Raw genomic sequence first — 13,084 nt, 5'->3', positions numbered from 1 at the left:
TTACTGGTGCTGACGAAGGTCGGCCTCATGTCCGGACTTGTTTGCAATTGTCTGACGGTTTGCAGGGCCGGGAATGCGAAGGTGACGTGGAGGTTCTGATTTGGCGCGAAAAATGTGTTGCCCATGCGCTGCGGCTATCCCGCAGAGATAGGCTCTGTCGACTGCGTCGAGGTGCCGCTGACTCAACGAAGTGTAGGATCATGCGTATTTTTGTTCACCCTGCTGCACTTCTGACGGGATGTTTCTGCATGTCGTCAGCATACGCTCAGCCACTGTTGGTGTCGCATGCCGAGAATGCAGCCTATCACTCCGTGCAGCAAGCTATCGACGCATTGCCGGCGGAAGGCGGAGATGTTCGGATCGCGCCCGGTATCTATCGTGAGAAGGTCAAAATCTCCAAATCCGGTGTTCATCTCTCAGGCACTGGTAGCAAGCCGGAGAATACCGTCATTGTGTATGGCGATGGCGCGATCAATGTAGGAGGAACCGCCCGGTCGGCGACGCTGGATGCCAATGGCGATGACTTCCGGCTCGAGAATTTGACCATCCAGAACGACTACGCTCTCAACCCGGCCAATCCACCCTCCCAGGCGGTTGCACTATCCCTTACCGGAGACAGGGACGTCGTTACGCGCGTCCGCCTGCTCGGCGCCCAGGACACGCTGCTTGCCGGCAAGGGTCCAAACGGCAGAATGTCACGTCAATACTTCTCGAACTGCTACATCGAAGGGCATGTCGATTTCGTATTTGGCAACGCCAAGGCCTGGTTCCGGAAATGTGAGTTGCACGGCATCGCCAATCAAGCGGTCGTCTTTACCGCTCAGAGCAAGGCAGCACCGGACGAGGACAGCGGCTATGTTTTTGATCATTGCACTCTAAGCGCCGACCCTGCCGCGCGCGATATCGCGCTTGGCCGCCCCTGGCGGCCGTATGCCACAGTGGTCTTTCTGTCGACAAAGATAGATACACAGGTCATTCCGGAGGGCTGGCGCGAATGGGATAGGGGCAAGACCAACAACTTGAGCACGAGCTATTTTGCCGAATATAGATCCTTCGGGGTCGGGGCTAACCCCTTAGGCCGGGAATCTTACTCCCATCAACTGACAGATGGGGAAGCCGCGAAATGGTCGCTGACCGCGTTCTTCGCGGGTGCCACAGATTGGCTGCCTGCGGAACCATATCGATGGAAGACAAAACAACGCTGACGGTGAGGGAACAACGGCGATCCTCGGATGAATGACGGAGAGAGCGGACATGATGGAGAGTGGTGTCCAGCAACCAAACTGCCGGGGGCGTGAGAGGGGCAGCGCTTCGGCTGTCACTCCACGCTTAGAGGAGCTCGTTAAGACGCTCCATCGCTCGCGGCGGGATGCGATCATCCGCTTATCCCACGCTTATTGGCAGCCTGTCCAACTACCCGTCGAAGATTGGCGAAATCGAATGCACAAGCGAGCGCAGAAGGTCATTCTTCAGGCTCAGATGCAGGCAAAGTCGGCTTAAATTACCTGTCAGGCGCCGGCGGTCGGCATTCAAGATACCACCGTCAATGGACTCCTTCTCATGTCAAGTGCCGCGCAACATTTCCAAGTGTGCCGATCAAGGAGAGCCCTGATGCAAGAGCATGCGTTAGGGTAGCAGACCTGCATGGCGCCGCCGGGGCGAGCCGCGGGTAACGGCTGCCGACAACAGGTACTCCATGGCGTCCAAAGCGCCACTTTGCGAGGAAAGACAGCACTTGGATCGGGATGATGGTCGTTTTTCATCGTTCCCGAAGTCAAAACTAAATGGGAGAATGCAAAAGTGCGCGACAGCTCCGAACATTGATCGACGACATGCGCTTCTATGCGTCTGGTTTCAGTAGAGAGCTAGCAGCCAGTCTACTCCAAGCATCGACCTGACCTACATCAAGCGGCAGCATGATAGACAGCAGCAACGCCGGTTTCTCGATCGGCACTCCGCTGCACTCGCTGTGCATTACGCGCCTCTGGGCCACCAACCGGCGCACCAGAGGAACGGCAGCAAAATTAGCAGCATCCTACGGCAAACGCGGCTTCAGAGCGCGAGGCCGTGCTCATTGAGCACCTTATCTCTTAGAGCGCCCTTGATCTCACGGGCGATCTCTTTGCGAACTGCGGGACCCAACACTCGCTTGGCATCTTCGACGAGGCCAGCTTCAGCTCCGGTCAGCCCTTGATCGGCGAGCTGTTGCTCCATTCGGCTGTCGAACTCCTTTCCCATTGCACCAATGAGCTGGTCCTGCGTCTTGGCATGCTCTTCAGGTGCGATGCGGCGAATCACATCGTCCCAAGGCTGCCAATCCATTGCCAAATAGTCGCCAAATTCGGCCGCCTCCCTCTCCCGCACGGATGTCTCTGCCCTGTCAACCTCAGAGTCGGTAACGTCGGAGACCTCAAAGAAGCGCATGTCCGGCGCGACGTGTTGTAGTCCCAGCCGCTCGCGCAGTTTGTTCTGATAGGCAAGAAAGACTTCAACGGCGTCGATGTCTTCTACGTTGTCAACCGAGGCGAGCGAGTGAGCCTTATCGCGCGCGATCGCCTCGAGCGCGTCCATGCGGAACATGACGCGCCCCAATTCGACGAGATCGGCAAGCCGTGCCTTGTTGTCATAGAGGCCGTTCTCGACTTCCGCGATGAGGCGCGCGGTCTGCATGCCGTTCCAGGTTAATGTTCTGCGATCCTCGCAGCTCTGGTTGGCATCCCATGCCAGTTGAAAGTACTGGGCACGCAATTGGGGGTTTTTTGCCGCCTGACGCAGATCATTGGCCACCGATTGCCGAAACCCTTCATTGCCGGAGTTGACGGACTCGAACAGCTTGCCGAGGAAAAGTCCGTATTCCCGAGCGCCCGGCTCTTCTGCAAAGTTCTGCCAAGCGGCAAGCACCTCCCGATCGCCCTCCTGTGGATTGCCCTTCAGCCATTCTGCAACTGTTTCAGCGAGAGCGTCCGCCTGCTCATCGTCTGTCCCGGACGATTCACTTTCGTCGTCGTGCGAAAGGTGGACAGTCGGGCCGACATGACCCTCCGCGCCGAGGATTGTACTCAGGTTCGCCAGCACCTGCTCAGATAGTGGATTTTCAGTGAGAACTAGGGTGCCATCGTCGCCCAAGGCCGTCAGCAGGTTCTCGGGCAGACTGGTCAAATGGTTTTGGCTTACGTCGAGAAACCGGAGCGAAGCTGGGAGAGCCGGCGGCAGATCCGTCAGTTGATTTTGGCTTACGTCGAGAAACTCGAGCATAGCAGGAAGCTCCACCGGTAGACTCGTCAGCTGATTGTGGCTGATGTGGAGAAATTGGAGCGAAGCAGGGAAGGCGTCGGGTAGGTTCAGCAGCCGATTGTAGTTGGCGGAAAGAAATTGGAGCCCGGCAGGTAGGACGGCAGGTAGGCTCTCCAGCCGGTTCGAGTTCACGTCGAGGCCTCTCAGCCCGGCTGGGAGCGGGGGCAGGCTGCTCAGCTGATTGCCACTAACATCAAGACGCTGGAGCGAAGCCGGAAGTTCGTCAGGCAGATTGGTAAGCCGGTTGAAGGGCACATCGAGCACGATGATTTCGCTTGGAAGTCTGGGCAGGCTGGTAAGGGACAGCGACTGGAGATCCAGCATGGCGTCTTCACCGAGAGCATTGACCCGCCTTGCCGCTTCGTCCCGGTCCTCGAGGGGACCCACGTGCTGTTCAGAAGCCCAATTCTCAAGCGTCTCGTGTGCTTCGGTCGCCGCATGGGTTGAATGCCCGGAGTTTGCTGCGAAACCCGTCACGAATGCATCCCATTGTGCCGCCCCCCGCCCGTCTTCCGCCCCTTCTTGTTGGGAAGATGAAGAAGGAATGCCTCCGCCGGGCGGAATCTGTCCTGTCTCAAAAGGATCCATTTCAACTCCCTTACCAAACCGGGCCAACTCAGCCCGTGACGGCGCCATCTAGGACCTAGGACACTTCGCTTTCGGCAAGCTGACGGCCTTATCGCAGTTACCGCAGCGATGGCATCGAAGCAGGCATAATTTCGGTGCAACGATTTGGAACTGTGAATCCCTGGCCGCCCGTTATCTCCGCCTACACGTTTCCGCATCGACGCGGCAGCGGCTTAAAGATCGAGCCCGGGGGCGCGGCACGGTGCGTTACCTCAATGCCAGGCAGGGATTCCTTTTCGGCCGAGTCCGTGAAAAACGAAGACCGGCAGGCGCTCGAACGCTCACCTCCGCGGCCGTCCTTTCACTTGCCAAGGCAATCGGTGCAACGCTGGTCTTTGCGAGTGATTGGGCGTTTTGCAGCGAGACTCGTCAGCTGATCGACAGGTGGCCGTGCTAGCGGCAGAACGCTTTCACGTTAGCGTCCTCCGGGTCTGTCGGCCAACGGAATGGCAGCAAACGTTGCAGCAGCAGCGATCCATTCGCCGCCTCCAAATCGTGTGAAGCTGAACCGCCTTCGACCAGGGCGGGCCGCGCGGGCGCACGTGCGCTCGCTCGAATGATTATTGCGCCAGCGCGCAAACTGCTGCTCCGCGGCTTTGCGCAGCGGCACGCGGATTTCTTAGTTTATGACGAGGGAGATAAGATAATGGACACAGGACAGGCACAGCGGAGCGCAGGTTCTGCCCCGGATACTTTTGAAGAAGGGGAGCGGGAAAGCTACCTCGGCGGCTTCAACCGTGCCTTGGCCAATTTGGTCGAAAGCTTGACAGGGTATCGGACCCCCAGCTCCGCGCGCGCGCGGATCCTGGACGAGTGGGTTGGCGAAGAGGGGCAGGGCTCAGCGGAAAACCGCGGACAGGGGCGCTCGCGAATCAGGGCTGCGGACAACATGCGCTCGCACTTGGTCGATTTGTCATCCCTGTCCTTAACCGCTTTGCCCGACGCCCTGCCGCCGAGACTGCTGAACCTCCGCGCCATGCACAACGAGCTAGGCAGCCTGCCCGCTAGCCTCCCACCTGGTCTCCACGAACTTTTTATTAGCGACAACCGGTTGACCAGTTTGCCGGACGCTCTTCCGGCGAGCCTCTATCGCTTAGAGGTCAGCGATAACAGGTTGACGAGTCTCCCAGATAGCCTTCCGGCGGAGCTGGGGATCCTGAACGCAAACAACAATCGACTGAGCAGGTTGCCCGACGCTCTTCCGAGCAGCCTCACCTCGCTCGCGGTCAGTGGCAATCAGCTGACCGAACTCCCCGAGTCCCTCCCATGGGGTCTCGTTGAACTCGACGTTAGCAGCAATCAATTGGCCAATCTCCCCGAAACCCTTCCGAGCTGGCTTGAATCGATCGATGTCAGCGGTAACCGGCTGACCAGCCTGCCTGAGGATCTGCTACCGGGGAGTTTGGGCCGTCCGCTGCAGAACGTCGAGTTCGGTGATAACCCATTCCCGGACGAAGTCCGCGCTCACCTCGCGGCACCCCATCTTGAGCAGCTGCCTCTGGACGAGGCTGCCGCGCACTGGCTCGGGGACGATCCGACGGCGCTAGCCGAGTGGCAGCACTTTGCGGATGAGCCTGGCGCCCAAGACTACGCCCGGTTCCTAGAAAGGCTACGTGGGACCGTCAATTATGGCAATCACGAGTTTCGGCAGGCCATGGCGGATGATCTGCGGCAGGCGGCGACCAATCCGAGATTGCGCGAACAGTTTTTCACACAGGCTTCTGAAGCCAACGCGAGTTGCGAGGATCGTGTCACTCTGCACTGGAACGGTATGCGGACCGCGCGCCTTAATTCTGACGTCGAGGAGGGGGTGTATGATAATAGGCTCGGCCAACTGATCCAGCGCGGCCGCGTTGCGTTCCGCCTGGACGCGCTGGAAGGGATCGCGCGCGACAGGGTCAACTCGCTCCTCACTCTCCACCCGAACTCAGACGACGTCGAAGTCTACTTGGCCTATCAAAATCTTCTTCGCGAGCCGCTGGAGCTGATTCACGTCGCCCCTGACATGCGCTTTCTGACGGTTTCTCACGTGACATCCGATGATGCGGCGCGCGCGCTGCAGTCGGTTCGCGAGCAAGAAGCGAACCAGTTTACTGACTACATGGCAACCCGCTGGCAACCGTGGGAGACGGTGCTGAGGCGAATCGCTCCTGATGAATATGAAGCGATGCAAGACCGGCTCGTCGAAGCCATGGGCGAGGAGTTTCAAACCCGCTTGGATCAGCGACTGGCCGAGCACGGTCTTCTAGGCGATCCGGATGCCGAGCGGGTGCTCGGAGCCCAAGTCCGAAACGAGCTCGCCGGTGAGATCAAACGCGAAGTCATGCACCGTGTGCTGGCCGAGCGTGGCGGCCTCGAACGCTGAGGTTTCATCACGCCGGAGATATATCTATCAATGCTCTATAGCGGGGCCAAAAATCGATTGTCAAAGCCTCGCCAATTGCCGCGAAGGTGCTTTTGCACTTCGGGAAAATGGGGGCCTTTCGGTCTTCCGATCGATGAAGGCGCGCAAGGCGAGGCATATCTTCGTCAGCTCAACAGCTCCTCGGGATCAGAGCTCCACTGGTCGAAAGTTGTTGAGCAGACCAGACAGGGCGCTGCCGCGGCTAACCAGCTGGTTTGACTTTGAGTTAACTGTTCGTCAGATCTAGTTGAGTTCGAGTCCTTCCAGCGAGATCATCTCGGCAAGCAAGTGTTGGAGTACCGTAGCGATGGCCAATCCGTCATGCGGGAGTCGTGCACGCACTTGACCGAGGCGTTCGAGGCTGCACGACAAGCCTTGCGGTTCCGCAGTCAAGGGCTGAGGCAGACTGAAGCGAACGAATGAAGTCTGCCGGATCTTCATTTGCCGAGCTCGCTTGCCAAGCTCATCCTCGAACTGCGCGCTGCCTGTCCGATCCCGAGCGCCGAGAGGCGCTCGGGATGACTACCGAGAACTCAGGACAACCTGCACATCTTTTTGAAAAAGCTGTCTGGGCGATTTCATGTCTGAACGCGCTGTTCCTCTCGTCTAGGCGACTACGCTCCCTCATGGGCAGCCCTATGTGATCCACGTTTTCCCGGAAACGGCGGATGCGCGGTAAGCCCTCAAAAGGGACGTTCTGCATCCGAGCGAATGCGCCGGACCTGGTAAACCGCAGTAGGCCAATTCGGTCCTTCATAAGCGTAGTCGAAACCAACAAATGGAAGCCCAGGTCACCAGAACGCCTCCCGGTCTGCGTCAAGGAGCGGTCGCTGTCCGTCATTGAAGCAGGATAAGCTGAGCGCCAAAGTTGCGTAGAAGATGCTCGTCACGCATGACCTTAGACATTGTTAGCGGCCGAGAAATCCGGCCTGATGCTTGAATTCCTCGCACGATCGTCAGGACCATCCATTGGTATCATCGGTTTACGAATTCCTCGACTGGAACAGGCTAGGCGAAGAGGTGCGAAAAATTGGAGCGCCTGTCGCCAGGCGGCGGCCGATGCGAGGCCGTCAATCGCGCAGCAATGTCCTAATCTCGTCAGCTTTTCGAAAGGTTGCGGCTACAACAATCCACAATCTGTTTCTTGCTAGACGTACCGATTGCTGTCGGGCCTATACAAACATGAGGAGAGCAGGGTGGATCCGGTTGACCCATTCTTCGATTCAGGAGCCTGGATGCGGGAGTACGCTGCCCTGCAAGAGCGGACCGCGCAGCGAGGAGACAACCAAAGGGAGCACGGCGGTTTCGAACGGCAGCTGGAGGATTTGAGTCTCGATCCGTCAGATGAAAGCAACTCAAATTCGTCCAATCCGGCTCCCGCAGGACGTCGAGCAGTCCGGCGGGAGGATTTCGGCGGTTCGATGCGGGTGCCGCCGGACTCCACTTTTAGGGAGAGTGCGCTGGGCGGCACGCGGCGAAGCGTAGACATTCCCAACTTCCAGCTTCCCGCTTCGGCGCAAGTGCCGCAGTCCAGCTTGCGAGATGATCTGTTCAGCAGCGCGCGCTACAGCTTTCCGGAGGCAGAGTCTGCCGCGTCGGCCAAGAGCGGAAAAAGCGGCGGATTATGGTCACGCTTCAAGTCGGGAATCGGCAAGGCTTTTGGCGGGAGCAGCAGCGAAAAGTACTCGCGCAACGCGGGGCAGGGGGATGCCTTTTCCACGAATCTTCGCATTGACTATGCTCGGCAGCCGGGCCGGACGCGCGCTGTCCCAGAGGAGGACGAGGCGCTAATAAGAGATTTCAGAAACAAGGCGGCGGGTAACCTCACCGACGGCACGATCAAGAATGCCGCAGCCGATTTGCGCCATTTGAGCGCGCGCCTGAGCACCGCTGGCAGGCCCTCAATTGCCGATCGAATTCAACGGGAATCAGAAAACGCGCAGCAGGACAACCCGGAGGTGGAAAACCATCAGCTGGAAGCTGAGCTGGATGAGGATGTCGATACCTACGCACAGGACAGAAGCAGACGCATCAAGGCGGCGTTGAAGAAGCTCCGTGAGGTCAGTGCCGGAAACGCTCTGGCGGCTGATCTCCGCCGACTGGCCCCCCACCGCGCGGACGCAACCCTCATCGACATGTGGTCGGCGGCGGAAAAGGCAGTGCACAGGATCGAGCCGGAGACGATCGACAGGCAAGCTCGCCGCATGTATAGGCTCAGTGAGTGGCTGCAAACGCATGATCGGCCGCCAATGGCTGGCAGACTTTCCACCCCAGCCCTTGAGCAGGATGTCGAGAAGTACAGGCGGGAAACCAAGGACGGCAAGATCAAGGCTGATCTAGTCAAGCTTGGCCAATACCAGCAAATCCGGGAGGCGAACAGGGCGCTTGCATTGCTGCCTCCTGAGGATCCGGGCCAGCGTTCTTGGGAAGCCGCTCGACAGAGGCACTCACTGCAGGCGCCTCCTGCAATGCCAGCTACCCCGAGCGCGGGAGCCTGGGATTGGCTTGGCGAGCAGATCCACGGGCCCACAACATCGATGCGAGCGCCCAGCGATTGGCAGGCCGGTTCGTCGCAACAGCTTCCCGAAACCCCGGCAACGCCGAGCGCGGCAGCCCGGGATTGGCTTGGCGAGCAAATCCACGAACCCGCCTCACCAGTGCCAGCGCCGCACTGGGCCGCGCAAGCTCATTCGCCGCTCGAGCTTCCTGCTACTCCGGCCACCCCCAGCCAGGGAGCCTGGGCCTGGCTTGGGCAGCAAATGCAAGAACCCGCATCGCCGTCATCGGTGAGGCCCCGATCGTCAAACATCTATGGCGGTCTCGACTCCTTCGTTGATCTGGATCCACCCACGCCGCACGACTTGCGTGACGATGCGCGCTCTGCGCCAGCACCTGAATTTGCAGCCACCTCGTGGTTCGCAGGACCGCCGGGGCCGGCTCCGGAGCTGCGGGATATCGGAGCGATCGTTGGCGCCGACTGGCGCCACGGCTCCCAGGCGGCTTCAGACGTGTTGATCGATGTATTGAGCAACATCAATCTGCTGCCAAACCAGTTCGGGCCAAGTCAGTTTGCGATCAATGGGGAGCACTATTCCGCGACTGTCGGGCCGGAAGGCCCAATGGATGTTCGCCTGATCCAACACCCGCGCGCTGGCGGGATAAACGAGGCTGGCCCATCGCAGCCCCTCTATCGTCCCCCGCAGATCATCAGGGCCGCGCGACCCGACGAAGGTACAGTCGATCTTGGGTACTTGATTCGGGGCGGATGGGAGCACCGGGAGCGATTCCTGCCCGATTACCTTGTCCGCGTCCTTGAAGGCCAGCGCATCATGCCCGAAGTCGGGCGCCCGACCTATTTCGAAATCCGTGGAGTGCCTTATAGGGGCGAGTTGGTGGAAAGCGAGGGACGCCGGCGCGTTCGCGTCTATCCCGAACGTGGCTGAAGAACCAAACTTGACTGCTTCCAAATGCTCGGCGGGCAGTTCGCGCGCGGTCTTCGCTGAGGTCGCGCTTGATGGGCCATGCATCCAGTCGATGTAGATTGCAGAGGTGAGGCGTGACGTTGGCGATGGTGCTGGCGGTCGGTTTATCGTGCTACAACTCCAGTGCTCGTACTCAGACACCGAGGTTGGTTTCGAAGACGACTGTCTCTCGACGACGCCGTGTGCACCCCGATCGAGCTCCCCTCGAGAACTGCTCCTCGTCAACAGTAAACCCTTCAGGATCAACGAAGAACGAGAGGCCAGGGGATCCTCCATTGCCGCTGAACCTCGTCACGTAAGTCCTTTCGAGCTGCTGAAGCTCCTTTGAAGGGACGGAACATGGCAAGGGTATGGATTGGTCGCCCAGATGATCCATTAGGCAGCGAAGCTGCTCTTAAGAAGCTGCTCTGGACCGACAAGGACCTGTCCTTCGTGGAGAGCCGACGGTACGGGCGTATTATCCTGCCCACCCTGATGCTCCTCTTGCCGATTAGCCTCGTGCGGCGCGCGGTCCTGCACAGGAGCGCCATCGATGCGTCCGTGGGTATGGCGTCTTCGGGATTGATGAGAGTCCGGTTCTGTTGGGGAAGGATTGAGATTAGCGCTAGTGCGCCTTGGACGCACGATGGGCACGACGCCCCCCAGTCGAGCGAAAGGTCCGTAGATACTTTAATGCTTCAACGAGTCTGTTGCTATTCGCGTCCCCGCTGAACTCGCGCACGTCACCGCCGGGTCAGCGACTTTCCGTCAAGGCCGAGCAACAATGCTTGGCTAGCGCAGATGCGGCGGATCCTTTTCAAAGAGATCGCCGAGCTCAAGTCCCTCGGGTCACGAGGAGTTGGTAGCAGAATGGCGGTTGCGATGATCAGAAGAATATCAACGTAGATAGCAACAGATTGAGCGCGTTTTTAGTCTGAGGTGTGTGCGTGATGCTTGTCGGGTTGTGAATGTATGACAGTCCCACCCCTGCATATATTCCCGGAGCGAGATGGGCGGTATATGTTGCGGTGATTGCTGTTGTGTCGCGATGCGCAAGCTGCCCTTTGGCGAGGGCAGCATCCACCGCAAATTTGCTCCAGCTCGTGTTGCTAGCAACGAGTGCAATCAGATCACTGGGCCGACTGTCAAATGCTCCCCTCGCGTAAAGACGAAGCTCAGAATACCGGCTGATCCTGTTCAGGTCCGGCGGAGCTTCCATAATGGAGAAGCCGCCATAGATGCCGCGAGATGGGATCCCATCTGGGTCGTTCTGCCAGAACTGCCTGTCCGCAGCGATGTAGTGAAAGTTATTCCCGCTTTCCCTCCCTCGCTTGGGATCCGTCAAACTCGTGTACCGGCTGGTGTTGAAACCAACGCCCGCCCGCAGCCACGTATCGGGTACGCCGGGAGCTGCCTTGCTCCTGTAGCCGGCTTCATCAATGAGAAGAATGCCTGCGTGGGGCGTGCTCCAGTTCAAGCCCGTGGGATTCTCCGTTATCTGGACATAGGGACCATCTGGACTAATTGAGCGCTGGACGGAGACCTTGTTGTACAAGCCACGGTCAAAATTGTACTTCAGGTTGACCGCAGGCGTCGGTGCGGCATTGGTGCTCATGCCCCCCTGGAACAAGGCAGACATGTTCGATCCTGTAATCCCTCCGAACAATGTGCCGGTGAATTCATTTTGGTTTCTGAGATAGCCGAGTTTAAGCTCTAGTGTCTTGTCGAAGAAAGTCTGGTAGTAGGCGAGCGTATTGAGCCCCACTCGATCTGGTCCCGGGCGATCCCACGTCCAGTGTTGCTGCTCGGCCCCTAGGACAATTTGTCCGTCGGAAATGCCAAGCCGGCTGAGATCGTAGGTGACGATCATGAAGTTTGCCGACGCGAAGGTCGGATTCTGGCCCATATAGAGCTGGTTTGCGATAGTACTTCTGGCGGCATTCGGCAGCAGATTGTTTGCAAAGCTGTTGTGTGTCCAGCCGATGTAGCCGATGCCGACATCTGCAAGCGCCGCTCTAACGCCGCCCTTGTCCTGATCGATCGTGTCCACAGCGCCAGGTATGTTGAACCACACTCCTTTTTCACGCAGATTGTCGTACCGTGCGAAGGGATCGACCGTCTTTTGCGTTCTAGTCTGAGTAACTCTGTCCGCACGAGCGCGCTTTTCGAAAGGCGCTCCGGGATTTGGTGCTGCCGCCGGGGAACGCGGGCTGGTTGCCAGGCCCATCCGGAGCTTTTCGGCCGGATCAGAAGCCTTTCGTCTTTTGCTGGCCTGATCCACAGGGTGGCTACTAGGATCAAGCCCGCTGGCGCTTTGTGCCAGTACGGAATTGTCGACCAGATAAGCTGCTAGCGAAACTGCGATAACAAGCCAACGTTGCTTTCCCCTCGGCTTTAAATGGAAGGAAAGTGCTTTGTCCGCCGGGGATCCCCACGGAAAACTCGTCTCAAGAAAGCAATCACGCACGGCGCACCTTGCTTCCATCTCTGCCGGCCATGAATAGAATGCGGTGCGGCCTGATTGACCAAGAGTAAGCTCTCAGGGTTTCCGCGTTTGAGGGCGAGGGCGAGGGCGGCGAGCTGGATCTCGATTGTTCCGACAAGAACCACCCACGCCTTGTAAAGCAGTTAGCTCGCGACGCGATGATCCGCTTCGCAACCACGGCTATGAACGAGGGCGGTGCGCCGAGAGCCAGCCCCGAGCGTTGGTTCATCAAGATGCTAGTCACGAGCGCGCAGCGCCTCGCTGCAATGGCCACGAAAGCGTTGCGAATGTCCACTTTGCTCACCGTGAGTCAGCCGATTTGGCGGTGAGGTCAGGCTTCATGAAGCGCTTCATTGGCATCGTTGTCACGGAAACACGAGACAATCGCCAAGCTCGCCGAGGCGCCCTTGAACTTGCGCGTCCGGCAATCACACCACAAGGTCTAACCTGATGGCACAGGAGGCCAGAGGAAACAGCCATACAGCGGCTTTGGTGCCTATCTGCGAGCAAGTCGCTGGCGCTGCTACCGCGGTTGTCAGTGCAAAATCTGTGTTGCATCGGAGTCCATGACGTGCGCGGCGTTCGTTGGTCACGCTTGCCATCTATCCGTCATCTCAAGCAACCCGCCGGAATTGGGAGTTGAACAGCTTGCAATGATAGCTAGTCCGATCGGCCATCGCGGCAGGGCCTTTCAGCCGTTGTGCCTATGTGGCGTGTCCCGGATGAAGTTTGTGAGTCGTCAAGGCCTGAGGCGAGGCTGCTCTATCCAACACAATGCAGGAAGCCGCGGACGATTTGCATTCGTGCGACGCT

The 13,084-nt window shown here is 58.7% G+C and carries 5 protein-coding genes; 3 read left to right on the top strand and 2 right to left on the bottom strand.

All coding sequences use genetic code 11. The features are described from left to right. The first annotated feature begins 248 nt into the window (after window positions 1-248). Window positions 249-1,205 carry a pectinesterase family protein gene (locus XI04_RS02945; protein WP_271595838.1) on the top strand — a complete coding sequence of 319 codons (957 nt, stop codon included), beginning with the start codon at window positions 249-251 and terminating at the stop codon, window positions 1,203-1,205. Window positions 1,206-2,052: 847 nt separating this feature from the next. On the opposite strand, the gene XI04_RS02940 is transcribed toward XI04_RS02945, so the two are convergent. Beyond that, window positions 2,053-3,882, bottom strand: coding sequence for an NEL-type E3 ubiquitin ligase domain-containing protein (locus XI04_RS02940; protein ID WP_271595837.1), 1,830 nt, complete (start codon window positions 3,880-3,882; stop codon window positions 2,053-2,055). A gap of 685 nt (window positions 3,883-4,567) precedes the next feature. Between XI04_RS02940 and XI04_RS02935 the strand changes: the two genes are divergently transcribed. Together XI04_RS02935 and XI04_RS02930 are read left to right on the top strand one after the other, a co-directional pair. Continuing rightward, the gene (locus tag XI04_RS02935) at window positions 4,568-6,286 is read left to right on the top strand and encodes an NEL-type E3 ubiquitin ligase domain-containing protein (RefSeq protein ID WP_271595836.1); all 1,719 of its coding nucleotides are present in this window, start codon (window positions 4,568-4,570) and stop codon (window positions 6,284-6,286) included. 1,235 nt (window positions 6,287-7,521) lie between these two features. Further along, window positions 7,522-9,768, top strand: a complete 2,247-nt coding sequence (locus XI04_RS02930; RefSeq protein ID WP_271595835.1) for a hypothetical protein — start codon at window positions 7,522-7,524, stop codon at window positions 9,766-9,768. 904 nt (window positions 9,769-10,672) lie between these two features. Here the strand turns inward: XI04_RS02930 and XI04_RS02925 are convergent. Further along, window positions 10,673-12,253 carry a carbohydrate porin gene (locus XI04_RS02925; protein ID WP_271595834.1) on the bottom strand — a complete coding sequence of 527 codons (1,581 nt, stop codon included), beginning with the start codon at window positions 12,251-12,253 and terminating at the stop codon, window positions 10,673-10,675. Between the last annotated feature and the right edge of the window lie 831 nt (window positions 12,254-13,084).

Origin of the sequence: Bradyrhizobium sp. CCBAU 11430 (genome assembly GCF_028128855.1) — a bacterium.
Taxonomy (GTDB): Bacteria; Pseudomonadota; Alphaproteobacteria; order Rhizobiales; family Xanthobacteraceae; genus Bradyrhizobium; species Bradyrhizobium ottawaense.
This window is presented reverse-complemented; position numbering and strand designations above follow the sequence as displayed.